The sequence below is a fragment of the Capsulimonas corticalis genome (genome assembly GCF_003574315.2).
GTDB classification, from domain to species: domain Bacteria; phylum Armatimonadota; class Armatimonadia; order Armatimonadales; family Capsulimonadaceae; genus Capsulimonas; species Capsulimonas corticalis.
The window spans coordinates 5,364,227-5,390,722 of the sequence record NZ_AP025739.1 but is presented as its reverse complement, the minus strand read 5'-3'; the positions used below and the strand labels follow the sequence as shown (position 1 = coordinate 5,390,722).

Genomic DNA, 26,496 nt, shown 5'->3' with positions numbered 1-26,496 from the left:
TAAGGCTATCTGTCAATCAACTCTCACAATAAGACGGTGTATGAATTTTAGGAAACGGGCCGTGTCCCTCCATCCTGCGATTCTGCGTTTTGGTACAATCACGGCGTTTGGGAGCGATGGATGCTTTGAGCCTTTCCTCCTTGAGGTATGGTACAATGACGGCTAAACTTTTGGGGGATATCATGGTATTACTCCCGCGCACATCAGTATGATAGACAGATCGTTACAGATCGAGCCAAACCTATGACATTCCATCTCTCAGGGCTCCCGAATGAAGCCGGTCAGGCTTCGCGGCGGCAGGTGTCGGAGCGCGTCGCCGCCGTGCTCTCCGACCGGATCCGGTCGGGGGTCTATGTCGCAGGAGAACCGCTGCCCACGGAGCGGACGTTGGCCGCAGATCTGGGAGTCCACCGGCGATCAGTGCGGATCGCTATCGAACATCTGGTTCGCGACGGTCTCGTCACCCATCGGCCCAAATGTCGTCCGACCGTCGGCTCCGCGCCACTGGAGACGAGCGACGAGAAGGCGAGGGATGAGAAGCGGAGCGCGCCAGCGGAGCAAGTCAGCCGCAGAACGCCTCCTCGGATCTCGGCGTCTAACCTCGTCGCCCTGATCATGTGGCATGGCGGCGGGCCGCTGGAGCACGCCGGCACCGCGCAGCAGCGGATCTTCTGGGGCATGAACCAGGCATTGATGCAGCTTGGGCGCCATGCGGTGTTTCTCGACATCGGAGGGAAGCACATCGGATCGGATGAGGAGAACGCGGCGCGCGAGGCCGAACACCTGCGCTATATTCGGGACCAGGGGTTCGGCGGGGCGCTGTTTTATCCATATGCGTATCGTCACAACCACGATTTGGCGCGCGAAGTCAGCCGCAGCGTCCCGCTCGTCCTGCTCGACCGGAATATGCCCGGGGTCGATGTCGACTTCATGGGACTGGAGAATCACGGCGCCATGGTCACAGTGGTCGAATACCTGCTGGCGCGGGGACATCGCCGGATCGCCTTCATGACGCGCTTCGAGCCGATCCAGACGGTCCAGAACCGCACGCAGGGGTACGTGGATGCGGTGCGCGGCGCCGGCGATCCGGAGGTGACGGAGATGATCCTGAATATCCCGCCTTACAAAGGCGAGCGCTCCTGGACACTCTTCGACGCCCTCTTTCGCCTGCCGAAAGACCAGCGCCCGACAGCGGCGGTCTGCGTCAGCGACTATCTGGCGGTGGCCGTGGCGGAGCGATTGGAGCATCTCGGGCTTTCGATTCCGGGAGATGTGGCGCTCACGGGAGTCGACGATATCGTCCCGGCCCTCCCCAACGGCGTCGGCCTGACGACGCTGGCGCAGCCATACGAGGAGATCGGAATCCAGGCCGTAGATTTGCTGATGCGCCGTATCCGGGACCGGCGCGCCACCATCGTATCTGTTGGCCTCCCGGCGGATCTGATCGTTCGAGAGAGCGCCGAGATTGATCTCAATCGCTCCCAAGCCGCCAATGGATGACTGACACGGCGTGAGACGAACATATGGGAGAAAGAAGCCAGAATTATGCAGATTTTGGCATCTGTGTACCAAATTTCAGTGCTCCAAAACTTTGTACCATAATAATATGAAGTACTATTGACAATGGGTCCAGATCATGTTACACTACCGGTACATTCTTGGCGCGATGAGCTCGGCCATCGGAGGACGCGGCAAGCATTCCCGGAGGATGGGCCAAGTATGGCTTCTCAGGAGAAGAGACGACTTCGTGCATCATTCTACTCGGCATCGCGTTTGATGTTGAGTGATTTGCTCATTGTTATCGCTATCATCGCTATTCATATGGCGATCCTCTTCCCCGTTTTCGCGGCAGCGCACGATCACGAGAGTATGAGCGGCTTTACCGGCTCCCCGCCCTGCGGCGTCGCTCCATAGACACCTATGTTTCACCGATTGAAGAAAATGTTACCGCTTCTGGGCGTCCTTCTCGCGGCGTTCCCGGCTTTGACCAATCGCCTGGCGTCGGCACAGACCGCCGATGTCTTGAAGTCGCACAACGATTGCGCCAACACCGGTCAGAATCTACAGGAGAAATTGCTGACTCCGGCCCTTCTGCGCGCCGGCCGGTTTGGCCTGCTGTTTCGCATTCCCGTGGACGCAGGCGTCGGACCAAATATCCCCCATAACCTCAGCGGCGCGCAAATCTACGCACAGCCTTTGTATCTGGCCGGGACGCCGCTGCCGGATGGGCGCCGGCGTAATGTCCTTTTTGTCGCCACCGAGCATGACAGCGTCTACGCTTTCGACGCCGACTCCGGGGAGACGCTTTGGAAGCGAACGGATTTTGTGGATGGGCAGACGCGCCAGCCTTTCTTTGGCAACTCCGACTTGCAGCCGGAGATTGGCGTCACCGGCACGCCCGTAATCGACCCGGCGACCGGGACGCTTTATGTCGTGGTCTTGACGATGGAAAACGGCGGCTTAACGCCGTCCGATTATCACCAGCGTCTGTATGCGCTCGACTGCGCGACCGGCGCGAATAAGTTCGCGCCCGGCTTTCCCGTGGAGATCACGGCGACATCCACAGGGACGGAAGGGCGGCCGGACACCGGTCCGATCACATTTCGTCCGGACCTGGAGAATCAGCGCTGCGGCCTGGTTTTGAACGCCGGCAAGGTCTATATCGCGTGGGCCTCCCATCAGGATAAGGGGCCGTATCATGGCTGGGTGATCGCCTGCGACGCCAGGACCGGCGCTGTCCGTGCGGCGCTCAACGATTCGCCGAGCGTGGCCCAGTTCGGCGCGGGCATTTGGCAGAGCGGCGGTTCACCGTCCATCGACACCGCCGGGAACGTCTATGTCAGCACCGGCAACGGCGTCTTCGACGCTCCGACGGGGAACTGGGGCGAGTGCTTCCTGAAATTGAACGGCGAAACGCTCAACGTCAAAGACTACTTTTGCCCGTTCAACCATGTGGGCCTGGACCGGGGAGACGCCGATTTGGGCACGAGCGGAATGCTGCTGCTGCCCGACGATGTCGGGAGCGCCAAGCATCGTCATCTGATGTTCTCCGGCGGCAAGGTGGGGATGCTCTCCCTCGTGGACCGTGATGCGCTCGGCGGATTCGACGCCGCCGCGAACAAAGTCGTGCAGGAGATCGAAGTGCCCGCCGACGGCGATGGGAACACCAGCAAGCAATGGTACGGCCTGTACAGCGTCCCCGCATACTTCCATGGGGCGGTCTACTATCTGCGAACCGGCGAGTATCTCAAGCGCGTCCCAATTGCGAATGGGCGTCTGGAAGAATCGCAGACCGTTTCCAACACGTCATTACGCTTCGGATTCCCGGGAGCCACCCCCAGCGTTTCGGCCGACGGCGCCGACAATGGCGTCGTCTGGGTGACCGAGTCCTACTATCCGACCGGCCTAAACATGAGGGACCATGCGGACCCGGGACGGATGCGTCTGCACGCTTATGACGCCGCGACGCTGGAGGAGCTTTACAGCAGCGGCGACACCGCCCCGACCATTGACGGCGTCGTTTACCGAAATTTTATGAAGTTCAACCCGCCGACTATCACCAACGGGCGCGTCTATGTGGCGACGGCGGGCAGCATTCTCGTTTACGGCGTGAAATCCCCGGCCCTGGGAATAGATGTCACGGCGGACGTCAAAATCAAGCGCGGCAAGATAAAAGTGGACAAAGCCACCGGGCGCATGACCCAGACCGTCACGCTCACCAATGTCGGCGCGGCGACTCTCCCCAGTCCCGTTTCGCTGGCGCTGGACAGTCTGAGCGCGGGAGTGAGGCTAACACTGGAAAGTGGGAGCGGCAACGGCGCGACCAGCGCTTCCGGGCAGGCTGGCGTGTTCTACCACAATTTCCCCGCGCTGGCGCCAAAACAAAGCGTCAGCGCCGTGCTGACGTTCCTGCCGTTCCCACCGCGCGGACCAAAAACGGCCACGGTGGATTATACTCCGCGCGTTCTCGCCGGAGGGGAAGCGCGTTAGACGATGCTTGCGAGTCTGATTGTTAAGAGGAAGCGAAACCATGAATACTAAATCCATCGCACAATGGGCTGCATTTTCGATGATCGGCTTTTCTACAATGAGCGGCATTGCGGCGCAGGCGCGTGGCCGCCATGCGGCTGCCGCTCCCGCGACGCCGTGTATGGCGGCGCTGGACAAATTCACTGCCCCCGATGTGCCGGCGATGGGGTCGGACGAAGAGGCCGCCCCCTTCGGGAACCCGGCCGCCGTCGCGCCGCCGGACTTGCCCGGCAAGGGCCTGGCGCAGCATCCAATGCTCTATGTCGGCGAGAACTGCAACACGATGTTCCTCGTTAAGGACGGCAAGCCGATCTGGACATACGCCACCGGCAAAGGGCCGGAGTACGACGATGTCTGGATGCTTTCCAACGGCAACATTCTCTTCACCCGTATGAAATACGTCGCCGAAATCACTCCCGCCAAGAAGGTGATCTGGCGCTATGACTTCAAGACCCCCGGTGGCCTCGATCATACCGAGGTCCATACCTGCCAGCCCATTGGGCTGGACAAGGTCATGTTCGTGGTGAACGGCCTGCCGCCCAAACTGATGGTCGTCAACATCAAGACGGGGGCTGTTGAGGTCAACCACGAAATCCCCGGTTTCGAGGCGGGGGATCCCAGCGGTATCCACGGACAGTTCCGCCGCGCCCGTGTGACCGCTCAGGGAACTTACCTCGTCTCCTTTCTGACTAGAAATCAAGTCGTGGAATACGACAAAGACTTCAAGGAGATCTGGACCTACAAGATCAACTCGCCGTGGGCCGCGCTTCGTCTCAAGAACGGCAATACTTTGATCACGGATGAGAAGGACGCCCTGACGCGCGAAGTCGACCCCAAAGGCGCCACGGTTTGGGAGTTCAGTTGCAGCGCCGATCTGCCGGCGCAATACCAATTCACCTCCGCGCCGCAGAGCTGCACTCGGCTGGCGAACGGAAACACGATCTTTACATCACGCGGCAAAGGCGGACAAGGCCCGCAGCTCATCGAGGTGACGCCCGATAAGAAGGTGGTCTGGGTTCTTCAGGACTGGAAAGACATTGGCGATGCGACCGCCGTGCAGGTCCTGGACGATCCGGGCGTCCCCGAGAATCCCGGCGAATCCCTGCATTGATCGGCCCATCAACGCCATTGCAAATTAGACAAAAAGATACGGTAGATTGACTTTATGAGTACGCTACAAATTTCATCGCTTTCGACTCTCGCGCTGCTGTCCGGCATGCTGGCGCTGTCCGCATCGAAGACGCCGGCTGCAACGCTGACGCCGTCGGCCGCAGGGCTCTCTGTTTCCGTGGACGAAGCCAGCGGAGCATACACCGTGACCGCACAAAACCCGGCCTGGACATTTTCCGGAACCGTCGGGGCGCCGCTGACCGATGTCCGGTCCACCAGTGGCCGCGACAAGCTCGGCGGATATCGCCAGATCGCGTTTGGATGGAAGACCGACGCGTCGCGCGAGGGGACGATCCGGGTATACGACGCCCGGCCGCTCGTGCAGTTTTCGATCGCAACTCCGCAGGCGTCGCATCTTACTCAAGATTTTCCGGCGTTCACGACGTTCCCTCAGAACATCCACACGCTGAGCTATGTAGAAAATGCGATGTCCCCGCCGTCCGTCAATCATCTGAGAAACAATGGCACGCCCTGGTTTTTGTTCGATGATGAGGCGCACGCGGCTGTCCTTTCCGCCGGATCGGATTTTTTTGTGGCGCAGATGCATGGGGACGGGAAAACGCTCCTCGCCAGCGGTCTGAACCCCAGTCTTGCCGACACGCCCGCCGGCTTCACGCATACGTCGTGGCTTGCGATTGGGCCAGGGATCGAAGTGACGGTTCACGCCTGGGGCGATGCGATCACCACCGTGAGCGGAAAGACGCGTCCCGCTGATGACGCCGATCTGACGCTCAAGTCACTCGGCTACTGGACCGACAACGGGGCGTATTACTACTACAATTACGACAAGGACAAAGGCTACGCCGGGACGATTCAGGCCGTGGCGGATGAGTATCGGGCGAAGAACATTCCGATCCGTTACATGCAAATCGATAGCTGGTGGTATCAAAAAACGCAGGTTCCGGCGGGCGGAGGCGCTCCCGGCGGCCTGAAGGTGGCGAGCCTGCCCGCGGAGAATTGGAATGCTTACGGCGGAACGCTGGACTACTCGGCGTCCCCAGCTCTGTTCCCGGACGGGCTGGCGGCGTTCCAGAAGCAACTTGGCCTGCCGCTAGTCGTCCACGGGCGCTGGATTGACCGGACTAGCCCGTATCATGCGAACTACAAGATCAGCGGAGTGGCCGCTGTCGATCCGCGCTGGTGGGACGACCGCACCGACTATTTGAAGAGCAGCGGGGTGGTGACCTACGAGCAGGACTGGCTGAACGAGATTTACAAAAACTCTCCCGAAATGGCGAGCACCCTGGAGACCGGCCCGGCGTTCGCCGACAACATGGCCCGCGCCGCGAAAGCGCACGGTCAAACGTTGCAGTACTGCATGCCCCTGCCGCGCTTTTTCCTGCAAGGGACGCACTACAATAATCTGACGACGATCCGCACCAGCAACGATCGTTTTAGTCGAAGTCGTTGGAATGACTTTCTTTACACCTCCATTCTGGCCGACGCCATGAATATCCGTCCCTGGACCGATGTCTTTATGTCCACGGAGATGGATAACTTGACGATTGCCGTACTTTCATCCGGCCCCGTCGGGACAGGCGACGCGATCGGGGCGGAATCGCGGCCCAACCTCCTGCGGGCTGTTCGCGAGGACGGAGCCATTGTCCGTCCCGATGCGCCTCTGCTTCCGGTCGACGCCACCCTGGTCGCCGACGCCTCCAGCCTGCATCACCCATTTCTGGCGTCGACCTTTACGGACAACGGACAGCGCACCGTTTACGCGTTCGCCTACACACGGAGCGGCGACGCGCCCGGTGTTTCCTTTACTCCCTCCTCGCTGGGTCTGTCTGGTCCAGTTTATGTTTACAAATCCGCCGATGGAAGCGGCCGGCGTTTGAGCGCCTCGGAAACTTATTCCGATACGCTGGGGGCTCCCGACTGGGCCGAATATGTCATTGCCCCGGTCGGTCGCTCCGGCGTCGCATTTCTGGGAGACGCCGGAAAGATCGTCGGCACCGGCCGAAGCCGAATCTCCTCCCTACAGGACGCGCCTGGAAAACTGACCGTCTCCCTCGTGCTGTCTCCCACGGAAGACGCCGTGACGCTGCACGGCTACGCCGCCTCCGCCCCAACTGTCAGCGTGAAGGGCGGCAGCGCACAGCCAGCCGCATACAATGCGGCGACGGGGTACTTCACGGTTCAAGTCTCCGTGAGCTCGAAGGCTCCGACGACGCTTTTAGATGGCGATCCGGTGCGTCGTTTCAACGTGGTCTTGAAAACAAAGGCATGAGTCGCGGCAGACGACGCCGAAAGAAGGCGTGGGACTAGGAATAAAAGTTGCGTCTGACTTCCGATCTCAGCAATCACAATAATATGGGGGCGGCTCTGGCTCTCGCCGTTGCGTCGGTATTCTGTTTCTTGCCTGCCTGCTCGGCGGCGCAGAAGCAACAGAGCCTCGTTCCCACAACGGCCAATACGTCTCCCGATTATTTCTGCACATGGAACATCCAGGGGTACTACTCGAGCTATGGGAAAGGTCAGCAGAAGGACGCCGTCCAGGAAAGCCAGATGTTCGGACAGGGAGCCAATCAGAACTGGCTGGGGCAGTACGCTCCGGTACGGCAGGATCTTTACTTTTTGATGGACGAAGGGTGGGATTTGCCGAATGAGAACATCGAGGTGATGCCCGCCAGATTTCCTTCTTACTCCGCCGGGACTCAGCCGGAAAACTTCCAAAAGCTTTCGGACGCCGTGAAGAAAAGCGGGTGGCGTGGGCTGGGCTTATGGATGCGCGCGGACGCCAAGACGGATGACTTTTGGACACAGCGGTTGCAATGGATGCAAGCCAGTGGGGTGGCCTATTGGAAGGTCGACTATGGTAATCAGAGCCGAGACGAAGCGTGGCGGCGTCATTTGACGGACCTGGGCCGGCGGACCGCGCCCACACTGACCATTGAAACGGCGATGCTTCCGCAGGCAATTGCGTGGGGAGACACCTATCGGACCTACGATGTGGACGCGCTGTTATCGGTTCCGCAAACGCTTAGTCGAGTTGTGAAGGAGCTGGATTTCAAAGCAGAGCCGCCGGCCAAGGGGCTGATCAATTGCGAGGATGAAGTGTATATGGGCGCGGCCCTCGGATGTTGCTACGGGGTGATGCGACACAGCTTCGCCGGCGCTCTGCCGAGCGGGCGTCAGGATTTTGTCTTTCCGCCGCTCACTCGCGACCTAAAACATTGCACGGACGAGGTCGTCCGCGCCGTCCGGTGGCATCGGCTCGCGCCGGCGTTCGCCGTCGGCGCCAACGCTGCGGCGATCTCTCCCGAGCAGATGACGGACAACTGGATCTTTCAAAAGGACGAATCCTGGCGCATCGCCGCCGGTCAGGATCAGACGGAAACTGCTCCGGCAATCGTTACGCGCGGGCTTCCCTTGCCGGAGGTGGCGCTGGCTTCCGGCGGCGTCAAGCCGTTCGTCGTCGCATCGCGCAATCCCAATGGGGCGGTGGCTGTGGCGACACTGGGGCGGACGATTTGTCCGAGCGCTACGGACCGCCAGTGGATCACTGGGGAAGTGGCCGATGTGACACTGCAAGTCGGGCAGTACTCCGGCCCCATCGGAATCTTCGGACGCTATCATTCTCTGACCCTGGTGTTCGACAAACCGGTGACCGCGCGACGAATCCTCGCACAGGACCTGGCCGGCGACATTCCACAGGAGATTACTCGCCAGGTTCGCGTCTCGGGCAGCCGTGTGACGATTCCCGGCGCCGTGATTGACCGCATCGGCCGCAACGCCGCGACGCCCGGCGATAAGTCCGATCCCGGCCTCGTGCTGGTCATTCGAGCGAACTGAGGCGCACCGTACTTTAGTCTTCGGGCAAAAGGAAGCATTTATGACGCCTATCAAAGATACGCATCCGTCGGCCTCGTCGGCCGTGGAATCCGGCGCGCCGGGCGCGCGCGTCGGCAACTTCCGGTGGGTGATCTGCGGCCTGCTGTTTTTCGCGACCATGATCAACTATATGGATCGGCAGATCATCGGCGTCCTCAAGCCCCAGCTCTCGCACGAACTGGGGTGGACCGACACCGGCTACGCCAATATCGTCAGCGCCTTCCAGCTCGCCTACGCCTGCGGTTATCTTTTTGGGGGGCGCCTCATGGACCGTTTTGGCGTGCGTCGCGGACTGTCCTGGGCCGCCTTTCTGTGGAGCGTGGCCGCTGTCGCGCATGGACTCGTTCGTACGGTGCTCGGCTTCAGCATCGCCCGTTTGGGATTGGGGCTCGCGGAGGGCGGCAACTTTCCGGCGGCGATCAAAACCGTCACGGAATGGTTTCCCCTGAAGGAGCGGGCGCTGGCGACGGGCGTCTTCAATAGCGCCAGCAACATCGGCGCGATCGTCTGTCCGCTGACCGTTCCTCTGCTGGCCGCGAAGTTCGGGTGGCCGGCGGCGTTCTACATCACGGGCGCGCTGGGGTTGGGGTGGATCGTCGCGTGGGCGCTGCTGTACGACTCCCCTGAGACCCATCCTCGGCTCTCGGTCGCCGAGCGCGCTTATATTGAGGAAGGCCGGGTGGTGACGACGGAAGCGGCGGCGCCATGGCTGAGCCTGCTGCGCTTTCGCGCCGCCTGGGCGTACATGATCGCCGGCCTGCTGGCGGGGCCGGTCTGGTGGTTCTATCTCTTCTGGCTGCCGGATTTTCTCCAGAAACGCTACCATCTGACATTGCAGCAGACGGGTGTGCGCGTGGGAATCGTGTACACAATGGCGATCGTCGGCAGCATCGGCGGAGGCTGGCTCGCGGCAAAGCTGATCGGCCGTGGCTGGAGCCTCAACGCCGCCCGCAAGACCTCGCTCCTTGTCTGCGCCGTCTGCGTCACGCCGGTCTTTTTTGCCGCCTCCGTCGAAAACTCCTGGGTCACGGTGGCGCTCGTGGGCCTGGCCGCCGCCGCCCACCAGGGCTGGTCCGCCAACCTGTACACGTTCGTCTCCGACACGATGCCCAAGCGCGCCGTCAGCTCCGTGGTCGGGCTGGGCGGCTTCGTCTCGGGGATCGCGAGCATGGGCAACGCCCAGGTGGTGGGGTATGTGGTGACCAAGACCGGCAGCTACGCCCTGATCTTCGCCTGGGCCTCCACTATGTATCTGCTTTCTCTGCTGGCGATCCAGATTCTCGTCCCCAAACTTGTTGACGCTCGCGAGAATGAACGCCGCGTGGTCACTGATGACGGGACGAGCGTGTAAATATCTGTCGATGGATTATTGTGAAATTGACGGAATGTAGAAACGGAATGTGGAAAAGGAACGGAATTACGAATGCTGAAGATTGGGAAATACTCGTTTGGGGTGGGGGATCGTTTTGCCCACCAGGCGAAGGCGCAGCTGCGCGCCTGCCAGATGGCGGCGGAACAGGGCGTCGAGATCACGCCCGTCTGGAATAAGTCTTACCGAGAACATGCGACGATTGGATCGGAGCCGTCAAGCGTGCGCGCGGCGGCGGACGCCGCGGTCAAGGCGTTGGGCTGGGACGGGCCGTATCATGTAGACGCCGACCATGTTCGGCTGGAGACGGTGGACGGTTTCCTCGCCGGAAGCGATTTCTACACGCTGGATGTGGCCGACGCAATCGGGCTTGCTCCAGACGAAGAGTTGTTAGGGGCCTTTTCTGCCCGTCACAATGAGCTGATAGGGCGGCTGGCGATTCCCGGCATTGCCGAGCCGCTGGAAACCACGCGGGCGGATATCGAGCGGATCGCCGGGAAATATCAGCGCGCGGTTCAGGAGGCGGGCCGGATCTATCGGGGCATCGCCGCCGCGAAGGGCGAGGGACGGTTCATCACGGAGATTTCCATGGACGAGACCGACAGCCCGCAGACTCCGCCCGAGCTGCTGGTGATTCTGGCGCTTATCGCCGAGGAAGGCATTCCCGCGCAGACCATCGCCCCGAAATTCACCGGGCGGTTCAACAAAGGCGTTGATTATGTCGGCGATCTGGCGAAGTTCGAGACGGAGTTTCGCGATGATCTGGCGGTGATCGCCTTCGCGGTCAAGCAATATGGACTGCCGACAACGCTGAAACTCAGCGTCCATTCCGGCAGTGATAAGTTCTCGCTCTATGGCCCGATCCAGCGGGCGCTGCGCGACACCGGGGCTGGCCTGCACATCAAGACCGCCGGGACGACCTGGCTGGAAGAGCTGATCGGACTGGCGGAATCCGGCGGCGAGGGACTGGAGCTGGCGCAGGAGATCTACGCGGCGGCGCTCGCCAAGCGGGACGCGCTCTGCGCGCCCTATGCGGCGGTGATCGACATCGATCCTGCTCGCCTGCCCAGCGCCGAGACGGTCAATGGCTGGACTTCGGAGCAATTCACAGCCGCCGTGCGCCACGACCCCACAAATCCTCAATTCAATCCCGATATGCGTCAACTGCTTCATGTCGGCTACAAGATTGCGGGGCAGATGGGCGACCGATATCTGGGGATGCTGGACGCGTGCGAGGCGGCAATCGCCCGTAACGTCACCGAAAACCTCTACGCGCGTCATCTACAGCCGCTGTTTCTCAGCAACGCAGGAGGGCATTAAACGATGTCGTTTATTCACGAGGACTTCCTCCTGCAAACCCAAACGGCCCGCCTTTTGTATCATCAATACGCGGCAGACCAACCGATTCTCGATTACCATAACCACCTGCCCCCAGACGACATCGCCGGAAATCGACGCTTTAACGATCTTGCCGAGATCTGGCTGGCGGGAGATCATTATAAGTGGCGCGCCATGCGCGCCAACGGCGTCGAGGAGCGCTACTGCACCGGGGACGCCGATCCATACGAGAAATTCCTGGCCTGGGCAAAGACCGTACCGCACACCCTTCGCAATCCGATCTATCACTGGACCCATCTCGAACTCAAGCGATATTTCGGGATCGATGAACTGCTGAATGAGAAGACCGCGCCTGCGATCTGGGAGCGCGCTAACGCACAGCTCCAGACCTCCGATCTGACGACCTGGGGAATCCTCCGGAAATTCCAAGTCGCCGCCCTCTGCACCACGGATGATCCAACCGGCGACCTGGCGGCCCACCGGTCAATCGCCGACTCGGATCTGCCGACGCGTGTCTACCCGGCCTTCCGCCCGGACAAGGCGCTGGCGGTGGACCAGCCCGAGGCGTTCAACGCATGGCTGGGAAAGCTGGAGGCCATCAGCGACACGCAAATCGGCCGTCTGCCGGATCTTTTGGATGCGCTGGACAAACGCCATCGCGCGTTCCATGAGATCGGGAGTCGCCTTTCCGACCACGGCCTCGCTCGTTGCTATGCCGACTTCCCGAGCGAAGCCGAAGCGGCGGCCATTTTTGACCGTGCGCGCGCCGGGCAGGCCGCTGGGGCTGACGACCACGCCAAATTCGCCTCCTATCTGATGCTCTTCTTCGGACGGCTGGACGCCAAACGCGGCTGGACCAAGCAGCTCCACCTGGGAGCTCTGCGCAGCGTCAACACGCGCGGCTTACAGAAGCTGGGCCCGGATACGGGCTTCGATTCCATCGGCGATTGGCCGCAGGCCGCGTCGCTCGGCGCCTATCTGGATCGGCTCCAGCAAGAAGACGCGTTGCCGAAGGTAATTCTTTACAACAACAATCCGAACGACAACTATGTGCTGGCGACAATGGCCGGCAACTTTCAAGACGGCTCCACGCCCGGGAAGATCCAGTTCGGGTCCGGCTGGTGGTTCTTGGACACCAAAGAGGGGATCGAATGGCAGCTCAACACCCTGTCCAACACGGGCCTGCTCTCGCGCTTCGTTGGGATGCTGACCGATTCCCGTTCGTTTATGTCCTACCCCCGTCATGAGTATTTCCGTCGGGTGCTGTGCAATGTGATCGGGCGGGAAATAGAAAGCGGCGAGATCCCGGGCGACGAGGAATTGGTCGGGCCGATGATCGAAAACATCTGCTTTGGGAACGCCAAACGATATCTAGCGCTGGACATCCCGGAGGCGAGCGGGAAGTCATGACGACCCAAACGGGATTGTTCGATTTGACGGGTGAGGTCGCCGTCGTGATCGGCGGCACGGGTGTGCTGGGCGGGGCGATGGCCGACGCCCTGGCGGGTGCGGGCGCGCGAGTGGCTGTTCTGGGACGCAGTCGGGAGCGCGGCGACGAGGCCGTGCGCCGCATTTCGCAGGCGGGCGGCGCGGCGCTGTTCCAGTCCGTGGACGCGATGGATCCGGAATCGCTGGCGGCGGCGCGTGACGCCGTCGCGGAGCAGTGGGGAGCGGTCAGCGTGCTGGTGAACGCGGCGGGCGGCAACCGTCCCGACGCGACACTGCCGCCCGGCGCGGACTTCTGCGTCCTGCCGCTGGAAGCGTGGCGCGGCGTCTTCGACCTGAATTTGGTCGGCGGGGTGCTGCTGCCATGCCAGATCTTCGGCGAGGCAATGCTGGCGTCGGGACAGGGAAGCATCATCAATGTGGCGTCGCTGTCTGGAATGACGCCGCTATCACGAGTGGTCGCCTATTCGGCGGCCAAGGCGGCGGTGCTGAACCTGACGCAGTTTCTGGCGCGCGAGTGGGCGGGCCGGGGTGTCCGGGTTAACGCCATCAGCCCCGGCTTCTTCCCCGCCGAACAGAATCGGGCTCTGCTGATGAACCCGGAGGGGAGCTACACCGAACGCGGCGGGCAGATCATCGCTCACACGCCGATGGGACGTTTTGGCGAGTCGCAGGAACTCGCGGGGGCGGCAATCTGGCTCGCCGCGCCGCGCGCTTCCTCGTTCGTCACCGGCCAAAACATCGTCGTCGACGGCGGCTTCTCCGCGACCACGATTTGAGAGGGAAAGCATGGGAAACAGCGCCACGCTGACCGACGATGACGATCAGCGAAACGAAACGGACGGGCGGGGGAAAGAACTCCTCGCCGATGATGAAGTTCGCAGAATCGTCGCCCAAGCTCTGACGGCGCTGAACTTGGTCGGCAAAAGAGTGCTGTTGATCGTCCCCGACGCGACGCGCACCGCGCCGGTTGGGCTGATGTTTCGCACGATTTTTGATCAAATTGGCGAGGCGGCGGCGCGTCTGGATGTGATGATCGCGCTCGGCACGCACCCGCCGATGAGCGAGGAAGCGATCCGCCATCGTCTGGAGATTACGGTGGAAGAGAGGGCAGGGCGCTACGGGCGAGTTGGCTTCTTGAATCACGCCTGGGACGATCCCGCCGCTCTGGCGGAGCTTGGCGTCATCCCGGCGTCCGAGATACGCCGTCTCTCGGATGGCCTGTTTGAGATGGATGTGCCGGTGACAGTCAACCGGGCTGTCTTCGATTACGATCAGCTGATCATTGTCGGCCCAGTCTTTCCGCACGAGGTCGCCGGCTTCTCGGGCGGCAACAAGTATCTGTTCCCCGGCGTCAGCGGCCCCGAGGTTCTGAATTTCTTCCACTGGCTGGGGGCGGTCATCACCAACCCGGGCATCATCGGCCACAAGTGGACGCCGGTGCGGCGAGTGATCGACTACGCCGCGTCACTGATCCCGACGCCTCGGTTCGCATTCTGCATGGTGATCCACGGGCATGATCTCGTCGGTCTCTATGCGGGGGCGCCCGAGGCCGCCTGGTCGGTGGCCGCCGACCATAGCGCCCGACTGAATATCGTGTACAAAGATCGTCCCTTCCACACGGTTCTATCGTGTGCGCCGCCGATGTACGACGAAATCTGGGTAGCCGGCAAGTGCATGTACAAGCTGGAGCCGGTGGTGGCGGACGGCGGGGAGCTGATCATCTATGCGCCCCACATCCATGAAATCTCCGTCACCCACGGAGACTTGATCCGGCGGATCGGATACCACACGCGCGACTACTTCCTGAAACAATGGGACAAATTTAAAGACGAGCCGTGGGGCATCTTGGCGCACTCAACTCATGTGCGCGGGATTGGCTCCTACGAGAACGGCGTGGAGCGCCCGCGTGTGCGGGTGACGCTGGCGACGCAAATTCCGGAAGACGTCTGCCGGGCGATTAATCTGGGATACCGCGATCACGCCTCGATTCGGATCGAAGACTATCAGAACCGGGAGGCGGAGGGCGTTCTGTGCGTTCCCAACGCCGGCGAGATGCTCTTTCATCTCAAAACCCCGCCCGAATGGGCGCGCGGCGGGACTTCTGAGTGAACGAAACAGAGAACATAAGTCTAATTTTTCGAGAAAGAGGATATTGATGATGCATTTAGGGAAACGCCTTCTTCTGGCGGGTGTTCTGTCCTGCGTGGCCGCGCCAATCGTCCGGGCGGACACACCGGCGGCGCCCGTCAACGGCGTCTTTGACGTCCACGCGTTCGGGGCAAAAGGCGACGGCCAGACGCTCGACACGGAGGCGATTGACAAGGCCATCGCGGCGGCGTCGGCGGCGGGCGGCGGCACGGTTCGTTTGACGGCGGGGACATACCCGACCACCACGGTCCACCTCCAGAGCAATGTCACCCTGGAGATCGCGGCGGGGGCGACGCTGCTGGCGGCGACGCCGGGAAATGGAGTCGCTTACGATGCGCCGGAGGATAACCCCACCGCCGGACAGTACCAGGACTTCGGCCACACGCACTGGCGCAACAGCCTGATCTGGGGGGAAAACCTCCATGATGTCGCCATTGTCGGGACAGGGCGCATCTGGGGACGCGGATTGGTGAAGGACGAAACCAAGCAGTCGGGCGACGGCAACAAGGCCATCGCCCTCAAGCTCTGCCGCAACGTCACCCTACGCGACTTCACCATCGCGCACGGCGGCTGGTTCGGCATCCTCGCCACCGGGGTAGACAACCTGACGATCAGCGGCCTGCGGATCGACACCAACCGCGATGGCATGGACATCGACGCCTGCCGCGTCGTCCACGTCTCGGACTGTACGGTCAACTCTCCCCACGACGACGGCATCTGTCTGAAAAGCTCCTACGGTCTCGGCTTCAATCGGGGGACCGAGAACGTGACGATCACGAATTGCGTGGTCAGCGGCTATGAGGAGGGCTCTGTGCTCGACGGCACGTTTAGTCGAGCTCATGACGGCGGAACTGGCCGCATCAAATTCGGCACAGAATCCAATGGCGGGTTCAAGAACATTACCGTCTCAAACTGCGTCTTTTCCTACTGCCACGGCCTGGCGCTGGAGGAAGTAGACGGCGGCTCGCTGGAAGACGTATCGATCAGCAACCTGACCATGCGCGATATCGTCAACGCCCCGATCTTCGTACGCCTGGGCGGACGCCAGCGCGCCCCCGCTGGGACGCCGATGGGAACAGTGCGGCGAGTCAGCATTAGCCACATCACGGTCTACAACGCCGCCGCCACATCCTCGGTGATCGTCGCGGGTGTCCCCGGCGCGCCGGTGCAGGATCTGTCTCTCAGCGACATCCGCATCTGGTACAAAGGCGGCGGCACGGCGGCGCAGGCGACGCGCACTCCGCCGGAAGACGTCGCGGGATATCCCGAACCCAACCGCTTCGGCGTCCTGCCCGCCTACGGCGTCTACCTGCGGCACGTCCAGGGAATCACCGTGGACGGCCTTCAGACACACACCCAGACCCCGGACCAGCGCCCTGCGCTCGTACTCGACGACGTATCCGGCGCACGCTTCACCGGCCTCGACGCCGAGCACGCCGCCTCGATCCCGATCTTCTCCCTGAAGTCGGTCACGGGCCTTCAGTTACGCGATGTCCAGGGGCTCCCGGACAGCCGGCAGGACCACCCCGCCGACGGCCACTTGTAAGGTTTGTGTTCGATATCGCGCTGGTGGCGGATAAGTAGGATTCTGATATGAGAATCGGATTAATTGTGAGAGCAAATGAGCCACGCCGAATTTCCGGGGTGGCTCTTTATTGGTGCGCCGGGCATGCGCCCGTTTTCGGGGAGGCAAGTCCCCGGCGGTGGAGGGAATCCTAACCGCTAAGCAAAAGAAAGGGCGTTACCGTTCGTGGGGCCGGTCGTCAGAATTCGCAAGCGCCTCGTCTTGGCGCTCATTTCTTTGAATCGATCTGCAAAATGATTTCTGGTTGCCGTTGTTGACAAATAGAAGATGTTGTGTTACCATATTACGTTCGATGTATTACGTAGTATATCAAGCTTCCGGTCGGTTTTGACATCTTGTTGGAGAGCATACATCACGTTGCGTAAGCAATCAGCATTTGTTCTTATTGAGCATATGGTTGTAATTGCTATTATTACTATCGTTGTCGTCATGTTTTCCCTACTTTGCAAAGGTTCGCGAGAAGGCCAGTCAGACAAGCTGCGCCAGCAACCTCAAGCAGATAAGTTGACCACTGTACGGATACAAGACAGGAGAAAGTATAACCAACACCGCCGTTATTTCTTCGATGTGGAGGACTAGTATGACATTGTTTCGAAACGCGGTTCGCTATGCCGCTGTAACATCTTTCGCAATGATTGCGATACAACCCTTGAGTTCCGCAACGACGCTGCCTGGATCGTACACGACAAGCTGGGTCGGCAACAGCACGGGGACCCTTGCGACACATATACAGCAGGATATGTTCTCGCTCTATGTGGCGTCGGACGGGACCTGCTACGCCGATTGCGCCTGGGAGGAGGGGGCGACAGAGATCGGCGTCTACAAGAACGGCGCATTCGTCAGCCGTTTCGACGACACATCCAGCTACCAGGGCGGCACGGGGGGCATCTGCACCAACGGGACGTATTTCTTTACCGCGACCGATGGCGATAATGGCGTCGGTCGGTATACGATGAGCGGAGCGCACTCGCCCTTCAGCGGCGGCGCTGTTGACGGCAGCGTGCGGGAAGTCGCCACAAATGGCGTCGTCGGCCTCGCCTGCAACGGAACCGAACTCTATGTCGCCGATCGGGTCAACAATGTCGTTCACGTTTACGATACGAACAGCATGACGCAGCTTCGATCCTGGGCATTGAGCAATCCGGGGAGAATTTGCATGGGAAGCAGCGGCTCGCTCTGGGTCGTTACCGGTTCCGCTATCAAGCATTACGACAAGAACGGCAACTACCTGGGCCAGCAGATCACCGACGTGGGTAAGCCGATGGGCATCTGCGTGGGCGGCGGCAATAAGCTCTACGCGGCAGACGACGGCTCGGATCAAAATATCAAAATCTACACGAATATTGACACGTCGCCCAGCCGCACATCGACACTCGGCGTCGTGGGAGGCGCGCTCTCCGGCGCCGGATCGACAATTGGGACGGTGGGAGCATTGCGCTTCGTACATCCCCAAGCCGTGGGCATTGATGGAAACGGCAATATCTATGTCGCTCAGCGCCAAGGAACCCAGGATAGTGGCGCGACAGGAAGTTCCGTGCTAGAGAGCTACACCTCCGGCGGATCGCGCAACTGGGTGCTTAACGGCCTCCACTGGACGGTCGCCTGCGACTTCGATCCTGGTTCCGAGACCGATATCTTCTCACCCGCTCAGCATATCAAGGTCAATTACGGCAATACGACGCCCGGCTCGGAGTGGAGCGATATCGGCTACACTTTGAACGAGAGCAAGTATCCCTCCGACTCCCGCCGCTCGAACTGGACGTGCGGATGTTGGGTGCGCCGCATCCATGGCGCGCGCTTCTTGTTTATGGGGCCGCAGAACGGCGTCCCGAACGGCGTCTATCGCTTCAATAGCGCGACCGACGGTGAGGTCGCCATTCCTGCGGGCAATACTCCCACCGGAAACGAAGGCTGCGTCGACAGCCAGGGCAATTGGTGGGACATCAGCAGCGGCGTCAACAAGTACCCGATCAACGCGACGCTTGACGCCAACGGCGCTCCGACATGGAACACCGGCGGAGTCGTCCATTACGGCGTTCCTGCAAACGGCTCTGGGTGGACGGAGATGGATCGCGTCGTTTACGATGCCGCGAACGATCGCATGTACATCAGCGGCTACACCAACAGCAATCCGAACTCCAATGGGGACTGGGGGCGCGCCGGCAAGGTTCTGCAGCGCTACGACAATTGGACCGGAACGCGCACCGCCCATTATTCCGGCGACGGCATCGTGCTGACGGGCAACACCACGCCCATCAACGACACGCCGAAAGGCATCAATGTTGCAGGAAACTACGTGTTCGTGACGCTCTACGATGTCCACCAGATCGATGTCTACGATGTCAACAGCGGCGCTTACGTCGGTTCGCTGGTTCCCGGCGCGAATGTCGGCGGCCCGAGCGCGGTCGGCAATGTCGATATGGAGTACCCGACGAATGTCCTGCTGCGTTCGAACGGCGAGTATGTCATCCTTTGCGAGGACAACTACGCTATTAAGACGCTGATGTATCGCTGGCTGCCCGGTGGTTCGAGCACGCCTGGCAGTTACGAAGCCGAAGCGTCGGCCAATACGATCGGCAACGGCGCATTTGTGGATACAAACTCCTCCGCTTCGGGTGGTCAGGTCGTCCGTTATATCGGCGGTGGCGGCGATGGCTACGACACCATCAATAATGTGACCGAAAGCGCCGCAGGCGCTCAGACGATGACCGTTTATTACTTCACGGGCGGTCGTGACTTTAAGGTAAGCGTCAATGGCGGCGCGGATCAGACATTGACATGCCCCATCTCCGGTGGATCGGCCACAATGTCCGTTGCGCTCAATGCCGGCGCCAACACGATCAAATTCCACAATCCCGGCGCGAACGCGCCTGATCTCGATCGCATTACCGTCACCTCCACGCCGCCCGCTCCGACCAGCTATGAAGGCGAGGCAACCGCCAATACGATCGGTAACGGCGCATTTGTGGACACAAACGCCTCCGCTTCGGGAGGTAAAGTCGTCCGTTATATCGGCGGCGGAACCGACGGATACGCGATCGTCAACAGCATCACCTCGACCGCCGGCAGCCACACGCTGACCGTCTACTACTTCACGGGCGGCCGCGATTTCAAAGTAAGCGTCAACGGCGGCGCGGATCAGACACTGACGTGCTCGGGCTCCAGTGGTTCGGCAACGATGACAGTGACGCTTAACTCCGGCGCCAACACCATCAAATTCCACAACCCCGGCGCGAACGCGCCTGACCTCGACCGTATTACGATCCTCTAAAAACTGATTGTCGGTCAGAGCGAAGGCTCTGACCGGCAACATTTTCCCGCGCTTCAATTCTCATGTGCGGTGCTTGTTTGTCCGCGTCTTGCGCTAACATAGACCTACGGCGCCATCTCACACATTGCCGCGTGCGGCCGCCTCGATCTTGGCGATATCGATCTTCCGCATCTCCATCATCGCCTCAAACGCGCGTTTCGCCACATCGCCGCCCTGGGAAAATGCGTCGGTCAGGGCGCGCGGGGTGATCTGCCACGACAGGCCCCATTTGTCCTTGCACCAGCCGCACATGCTTTCCTCGCCGCCGTTGCCGACGATTGCGTTCCAGTAGCGATCGGTTTCCTCCTGGTCGTCGGTGGCGATCTGAAAGGAGAACGCTTCGCTGTGTTTGAACGTGTCTCCGCCGTTGAGGCCAAAGCACGGGATGCCGCACACGGTGAAGTGGACAGTCAGGACATCGCCTGCCTTGCCGCCGGGAAAGTCGGATGGCGCCCGGTGAACCGCGACGACCGCGCTGTCAGGAAAGGTCTGGGCGTAAAATTGCGCGGCCTCTTCCGCGTCACGAACGTACCATAGGCAGATTGTGTTCTTGTTCATCGTTACTTTCCTTGGTTTGGCGCTGGCGCTTGGACTGTGAGAGTGAGAGATGATTCGTCAAGCTTTGAATCGGAAATGCAATACGTCTCCATCTTGCACGACATACTCTTTGCCTTCCAAACGGAACTTACCGGCCTCTTTGGCGCCCTGCTCGCCGTTATACGCGATAAAGTCGTCATATGCGATGGTTTCCGCGCGGATAAAGCCCTTTTCAAAATCGGTATGGATGACGCCAGCGGCGGCGGGGCCCTGCATGCCCTTGACGATTGTCCAGGCGCGGGTTTCTTTGGGGCCGGCGGTGAAATAGGTGACGAGATCCAGCAGGCGGTAGCCGGCTTTGATAATTTGCGCGAGGCCCGTTTCCTCAAGCCCCAGCGACGACAAGAAATCGGCTTTGTCTTCGGCGCTGGGCAGCGAAGAAATCTCCGCTTCGATGCGCGCGGAAATCACCACGCAGGGCGCGTTCTTCAGCTTCGCCATCTCCGCAACCTTAGCGGAGAGCGCATTGCCGGTGGCGGCGCTGTCTTCATCGACATTGCAGACATACATCACCGGTTTGGAAGTGAGCAGCTGCATCATCTCCAGGTGGCGGCGCTCGCTGGCGTCATTGATTTCGGTTGTGCGCGCCGGGTGGCCTTCGGCGACAACCTTCAGCACGCGCTCCATGACCGCGACCTGCTCCGCCAATTCTTTCTCCGTCTTCGCTCTTTTCTGCAAAGCAGGCAAGCGCTTTTCCAGGCTTTCGAGATCCGCGAGCGTCAGTTCCGTTTCGACGATATCGGCGTCGCGCATCGGGTCGATGCTGTTTTCCACATGGATAATGTTGCCGTCTTCAAAGCAGCGAAGCACATAAACAATAGCGTCCACTTCGCGGATGTGCGACAAAAACTTATTGCCCAACCCTTCGCCCTTGCTGGCGCCGCGGACAAGTCCGGCGATATCGACAAATTCCAGCTGAGTCGGAATGATCGTCTCGGAATTGACGATGGCCGCCAGTTTTTCAAGGCGTTCATCCGGCACGCCGACGCGCCCGACATTGGGCTCAATCGTGCAAAACGGATAGTTGGCCGCTTCCGCCTGTGCGGTGGAGAGCAGCGCATTAAACAAAGTGGATTTGCCGACATTGGGCAACCCGACGATACCGCATTTAAATCCCATTCGATGATTCTTTCAGTGACAGTTGATAACGTGCCGTTGGACTTTTCGCCTCATTATACCTCGCAAAGGAAAAACCGCCTTACAGAGATTCCTCTCTGCAAGGCGGCTTGCGTGTGGTCTTCTCCTCATTTCATAGCTATTGGGCAAACCAGAGAGCAGTCGCCTGCCGGATGGATTGCTCGTTCGGTTCGCTGTCAGAAGCCCAGGCGATAACTCCATCAGGACGTATCAGTACAGTGCTCAAGTCTAATTGTTCTTTTGCCCGGCCCGAAACATACTTCATTTGGCAATCGTACTCACTTGCTAACGCTCCCAGTAAAGTATTGCCGTCAAAATCAAGCAGTATTCCTTTGCCGTCGCGCATGAGTTCGCCAATCGTTGTCCCGTCTTCAAACTCAAAGTTAGGAACGCTATGGCCGACGAGAGGATGGGCGCCGCCGAGATCGTAATGTGTGAAAAGGCCCCATAATCTTCCGGCAATATAGGTGGCGCCGTCGCGCGTATTCACAAGATCTCGGAAGATTGCATTCACTGCACGGGCGTGTGGGTCGGGTCTCATGATCGCAACCTGAGCGCGCGACCAATCCAAAACCTGCGCGCCAATCGGATGACGTTCCGCTTGATAGCTGTCCAGCAACCCTTCTGGAGCTGTGTTATGGATCGCCGCGGCAAGCTTCCAACCCAGATTCATAGCGTCGCCCAGTCCAAGGTTCAGCCCCTGGCCTCCCAGGGGCGCGTGAATATGGGCGGCGTCGCCGGCTAAAAACACCCGTCCATTGCGATAGGTTGCGGCTTGCCGCGCCCGGTCGGTCCAAGTCGTTGCGATATGCAAGGCGCTGATCGTAACCTCGGTGTTTGAGATGCGGCGGAGAACCTCCTGCACGTGTTTCAACGTAATTGGCTCGCCAGTATGATGAAACGCACCGCCATCAAAATCCTGGATGACGACGAAACCTGGCTGGGATTGAAGATACATCCCTTGCGGCGTCACAACTCTGCCTTGGCTGAGCTTCTCCGGATCGGCAAGATCTACATGCGTGGAGTAGCCGGTGAATTCTGGTTCTGTGCCAGGGAATTCAAAACCGCCGGCCTTGCGGATGATGCTTCGGGCGCCGTCGCACCCCACGAGCCATTGACCTTGAAACGAATAGTCACTGGACTGAACAGTGACTTGGTCTTCCGTCTGGTGAAAATCAGTAACGGCAAAGCCGCGCTGAATTTCCACGCCTAGGGCTTCCGCGCGGCGAGCCAGGACCGTTTCCAGTTCCTCCATTTCCGAGATCAAGCTGGCGCTGGTTGAGGTTGGCAGGCGAGATTTCCACTGTGAGGCGTCGATATTGCCGTCGTACAATGGAATACCGGCGAAATGCCCCACGTGGCGACGCGCCCCTTGTCCGGCGTTCTGGTGGGGATTTTTCAGGCGTTGATGGATCTTAAGCTCATCGAGCAATCCACGTCGGTAGAGTGCTTCAATCGTCGACGCCGAGAGCCCCCGAATCCCGAAAGGAAGTTGCTTCAGTGGTGAGTGCGGATTCTCCGCTTTTTCCAGTATGAGGACGGAACATTTGGCTAAGGCCAGTTCACAGGCGAGGAATAGACCGACTGGTCCTGCGCCCGAAATGACGACATCGTAAATAAGATGATCTTGTGCAGCTTTCATATTATGATTGAAACACAAAACTCTTCATCCGGCTTGTATAAATGCGACAAAATTGCCGCCTACAGCTTTTTTGCTTCTCTCGCCTTTCGCACGAACGCTCCTGGCGCAACGCCGGCATAGCGTTTGAATTCCCTACTGAGATGGGATTGATCTGTGTAGCCCAGCTCATACGCGACATCGGCAATGCTGGAATTTGGAGAAAGCCATAATTGGTTTCGCACCTGCTCAAAGCGCATCAGACCGGACACGTCCTTCACGGTATAGCCAGAGGATTGCTTGAACTTCCGCTCCAGTGTACGAACCGTCGCATGAACCGCCGCCGCGACCTGGCGGATCGGCATGGCGCCGTTTGCTTCTCTCATCGCAATCCCCGCGTCGAATAACATACTGTCGATAGCAATCCGAGACCGCGCATTCCAGAAATACTCCTTTAGTTGATCCAGAGCGTCCTCTATTCTGCCGTCGCGAACCTGCTTATTCAGCGCCGATTGAAGCTGGACGATGGGGTGCTCAAATATGCGCACTTTGTCCTGGCTGGACGGCAATCCGAGCAAATCGAATACGGTCCACGGAAAGCATCGGACGCCAATGATGTCTAAACGGTTTGTGCTTAACATCACAGGCTGATCGAGCAGTCCCATCAAAAACGGCGACGGCAAGGGCTGCAATTCGCCGTTGTCAAGAATACAGCAGGCGCCTCCGAAATGAAAGATAATTTCCGCGTATCCATCCGGCAGCACCTCAAAGCTCGATAGCAGCTCTCCAAAGTCAATTCTGTTCCACCAAAAGCACTTGATGGCGCCTCTTAACTCTTCCGGAGGTTCAAATTCTTGGTGCTGCATTTTGAAGGATCGCATGAAAATCAGTATACCAAAAAGTGCCGCTGCGAAGCTGGCGCCGCCAGGCAGTTGTACACGATTCTCTTGGTCGTGATGGGATCGATCCTCGGGTCGTGGTTGACGCCGTAGCCGATGCTGCCTTCGATGCCCGGGGCGCCAATCATGCTGGAGAAGTGGAGGATGGACTGTCTCGCCAGCCCCTGCGCGTCGGACACGGGAAGTCTCGCAAGCGCCGATGGAGAGATCACGCGGCCGCATGGGGTGGCCTGCCGTCTTCCGGAGCAATCGGCCTGCTGGTGGACAAAGGCCAGGCGGAATTGGGCCCGGTTTCGGTGTCTCCGGCTGTTTATAAAGGCAGCGAGCGCCTCGCCTCCTCACGGTAGGAGCGGGGCGCTTTGCCATGATGCTGGCGGAATCGGCGGTAAAAGTAAGAGAGATTTTCGAAGCCGCAGTCGAATGCGATCGCGGCGATGTCCCGGTCCGTGGTCGCCAGTTCGTAGGCGGCGCGCTTGACGCGAATCTCATTGAGAAACTCCGTCGGCGTCTGGCCTATGCGGCTCTTGAGCGTGCGGCTCAGATGCCCGAAGCTGACGCCGGACGCCTCGACAAATGCTTCCAGCGACAACTCGTCCATGTCCGCCGATTGCGCCCAGGCCAGCGCATTGCGCATCCAGAGCGGCGCTGCGCCGCTTCCGCCGTCGCGTCCTTCGGCGCGCTGCGCCAGCGCTCCGGCGGCGGCGCTCCAGAACTGGCTGAACGCCAGACGCGTCGGCCGGTCATGGTAGGCGCGCACCGCCGCCATCGCCTCCGCGCGCAGATTCAAGCGCTGATCGGGAGTCATCTCCAGGCTAACGGCGAGATCGCTTTCGGACCACTCCTGCGCCTCCTCCTCCAGTCCCGTCGCGCGCACGAGATCCTCCCAAACATCTTCCGGAAACGCCACATTGACGAACTCGACGCCTCCTGGTCTTGGCGCGATCGCATGGCAATCGTCCGGCCGAATCAGCACGAGCTGTCCACGCCGCAGAGCCGTCTCCTCACCGTTGACCAGGTGACGCGCTTCTCCCTCCAGCACTACCAGCCACTCGTGAAAGTCGTGGCGGTGCAGGCGCACCTCCGTTTGGCCCTCGGAGGAAAATATCGCATGCGCGGCGTGGAAGGCCGCACAGGGCGCGGCGATCTGAGAAAAACAAAGCCTGGGTATCTCCATAGATCATTATAGTTCATAAAATGGTCATTTTGTAGAAGACACAAGTATTATCAGGCGCTTATAATACAATATCACGCAACACAAGGAGATAGGTATGACAACACAAACACAGGCGGGATCGCTGACGGAAGAACAGATCTCTCAATACGATCGCGACGGTTATGCGCTCTGGAAGAAGCCGGTTTTCTCGGAGGAGAAGTTCGCGCGGCTCAAAGCGATCTTTGAGGAAAATCTCGAACGGTACGGTGAAGACAATCTGGACACGATACATTTTCGAGACGCGCGGCTGCTGGAGTTTCTGCTCAGCGATGAAGTTCTCGACCTGGTCGAACCGGTCGTCGGCCCGAATATCGGCCTCTGGAGCAGCCATTTTATCTCCAAGCCGCCGTTCACGGGGAAGGCGACCCCATGGCACGAAGATTCGTCCTACTGGAATGGCCGCGTCTCTACAATGGAGGGAATCTGCACCGTGTGGCTGGCGCTGGACAAGACGATGCCGGAGAATGGATGCATGAGCGTCATTCCCGGCACGCATAAGAACGGCTTTTCGGAGTACGAAGCCGTCAGCGAAACCGAGAACATCTTTGGGACGGAGATTAAGGCCGACCAGTTCGACGAGTCCAGCGCGGTTTACTTCCGTCTGGAGCCCAATGAGTGCAGCCTGCACGAAGCGCGTATCATCCACGGCGCGAAAGCCAACACCTCGCCGTTCCGCCGAGCGGGGTATACGATGCGCTACTTCCCGACATCCTCCAAGGTTTACCCCGAGCGCAACGCAGGGCATAAGATCTGGCTCGCGCGGGGAGAAGACCTCGCCGGCAATCAGTACGAAGGATAAC

19 protein-coding genes are annotated in these 26,496 nt (G+C 60.0%); 13 read left to right on the top strand and 6 right to left on the bottom strand.

Translation table 11 applies throughout. The features are described from left to right. Positions 1-243: 243 nt before the first annotated feature. The 12 genes from D5261_RS23085 (at position 244) to D5261_RS23030 (ending at position 20,193) form a co-directional block, all read left to right on the top strand. Positions 244-1,500: a GntR family transcriptional regulator gene (locus D5261_RS23085; RefSeq protein ID WP_119324881.1), complete on the top strand. Its 1,257-nt coding sequence runs from the start codon at positions 244-246 to the stop codon at positions 1,498-1,500. Between the two features lie 441 nt (positions 1,501-1,941). Continuing rightward, on the top strand, positions 1,942-3,990 hold the full coding sequence (locus D5261_RS23080) for an outer membrane protein assembly factor BamB family protein (RefSeq protein ID WP_165864644.1): 2,049 nt from the start codon (positions 1,942-1,944) through the stop codon (positions 3,988-3,990). A 40-nt stretch (positions 3,991-4,030) separates the two neighbouring features. Then, the gene (locus tag D5261_RS23075) at positions 4,031-5,140 is read left to right on the top strand and encodes a beta-propeller domain-containing protein (RefSeq protein WP_119324884.1); all 1,110 of its coding nucleotides are present in this window, start codon (positions 4,031-4,033) and stop codon (positions 5,138-5,140) included. Positions 5,141-5,194: 54 nt separating this feature from the next. Further along, positions 5,195-7,429 (top strand): hypothetical protein, encoded by a 2,235-nt coding sequence (locus D5261_RS23070; protein ID WP_119324885.1) that lies wholly within the window; start codon positions 5,195-5,197, stop codon positions 7,427-7,429. Between the two features lie 47 nt (positions 7,430-7,476). Continuing rightward, positions 7,477-8,994 (top strand): hypothetical protein, encoded by a 1,518-nt coding sequence (locus D5261_RS23065; protein WP_119324886.1) that lies wholly within the window; start codon positions 7,477-7,479, stop codon positions 8,992-8,994. Positions 8,995-9,034: 40 nt separating this feature from the next. Next, the gene (locus D5261_RS23060) at positions 9,035-10,384 is read left to right on the top strand and encodes an MFS transporter (RefSeq protein WP_119324887.1); all 1,350 of its coding nucleotides are present in this window, start codon (positions 9,035-9,037) and stop codon (positions 10,382-10,384) included. Between the two features lie 72 nt (positions 10,385-10,456). Beyond that, positions 10,457-11,722, top strand: a complete 1,266-nt coding sequence (locus D5261_RS23055) for a tagaturonate epimerase family protein (protein ID WP_119324888.1) — start codon at positions 10,457-10,459, stop codon at positions 11,720-11,722. 3 nt (positions 11,723-11,725) lie between these two features. Further along, positions 11,726-13,150, top strand: a complete 1,425-nt coding sequence (uxaC, locus tag D5261_RS23050; protein WP_119324889.1) for a glucuronate isomerase — start codon at positions 11,726-11,728, stop codon at positions 13,148-13,150. Further along, positions 13,147-13,965: an SDR family oxidoreductase gene (locus D5261_RS23045; protein WP_119324890.1), complete on the top strand. Its 819-nt coding sequence runs from the start codon at positions 13,147-13,149 to the stop codon at positions 13,963-13,965. The genes uxaC and D5261_RS23045 overlap by 4 nt, the downstream gene beginning before the upstream one ends. Before the next feature lie 10 nt (positions 13,966-13,975). Then, positions 13,976-15,298, top strand: coding sequence for a lactate racemase domain-containing protein (locus D5261_RS23040; RefSeq protein ID WP_119324891.1), 1,323 nt, complete (start codon positions 13,976-13,978; stop codon positions 15,296-15,298). 46 nt (positions 15,299-15,344) lie between these two features. Continuing rightward, entirely contained in the window at positions 15,345-16,883 is a 1,539-nt protein-coding gene (locus D5261_RS23035; RefSeq protein WP_245992675.1) for a rhamnogalacturonidase, read from the top strand. A 688-nt stretch (positions 16,884-17,571) separates the two neighbouring features. Next, the gene (locus tag D5261_RS23030) at positions 17,572-20,193 is read left to right on the top strand and encodes a hypothetical protein (protein ID WP_119324893.1); all 2,622 of its coding nucleotides are present in this window, start codon (positions 17,572-17,574) and stop codon (positions 20,191-20,193) included. A 117-nt stretch (positions 20,194-20,310) separates the two neighbouring features. Here the strand turns inward: D5261_RS23030 and D5261_RS23025 are convergent, their stop codons facing one another. From D5261_RS23025 to D5261_RS23000, 6 genes are all read right to left on the bottom strand, one after another. Then, positions 20,311-20,790, bottom strand: coding sequence for a VOC family protein (locus D5261_RS23025; RefSeq protein ID WP_119324894.1), 480 nt, complete (start codon positions 20,788-20,790; stop codon positions 20,311-20,313). 57 nt (positions 20,791-20,847) lie between these two features. Beyond that, on the bottom strand, positions 20,848-21,948 hold the full coding sequence (gene ychF, locus D5261_RS23020; protein WP_119324895.1) for a redox-regulated ATPase YchF: 1,101 nt from the start codon (positions 21,946-21,948) through the stop codon (positions 20,848-20,850). A 136-nt stretch (positions 21,949-22,084) separates the two neighbouring features. After that, entirely contained in the window at positions 22,085-23,608 is a 1,524-nt protein-coding gene (locus tag D5261_RS23015) for an FAD-dependent monooxygenase (protein ID WP_119324896.1), read from the bottom strand. Positions 23,609-23,667: 59 nt separating this feature from the next. Further along, a complete protein-coding gene (locus D5261_RS23010; protein ID WP_218025779.1) occupies positions 23,668-24,450 on the bottom strand; it encodes a helix-turn-helix domain-containing protein in 783 nt (260 codons plus the stop codon). A gap of 20 nt (positions 24,451-24,470) precedes the next feature. After that, positions 24,471-24,662 carry a hypothetical protein gene (locus tag D5261_RS23005; protein ID WP_119324898.1) on the bottom strand — a complete coding sequence of 64 codons (192 nt, stop codon included), beginning with the start codon at positions 24,660-24,662 and terminating at the stop codon, positions 24,471-24,473. A gap of 131 nt (positions 24,663-24,793) precedes the next feature. Continuing rightward, positions 24,794-25,657, bottom strand: a complete 864-nt coding sequence (locus D5261_RS23000) for an AraC family transcriptional regulator (protein ID WP_119324899.1) — start codon at positions 25,655-25,657, stop codon at positions 24,794-24,796. Positions 25,658-25,751: 94 nt separating this feature from the next. On the opposite strand from D5261_RS23000, the gene D5261_RS22995 reads away from it, so the two are divergent. After that, on the top strand, positions 25,752-26,495 hold the full coding sequence (locus tag D5261_RS22995; RefSeq protein WP_119324900.1) for a phytanoyl-CoA dioxygenase family protein: 744 nt from the start codon (positions 25,752-25,754) through the stop codon (positions 26,493-26,495). Position 26,496 lies beyond the last annotated feature (1 nt).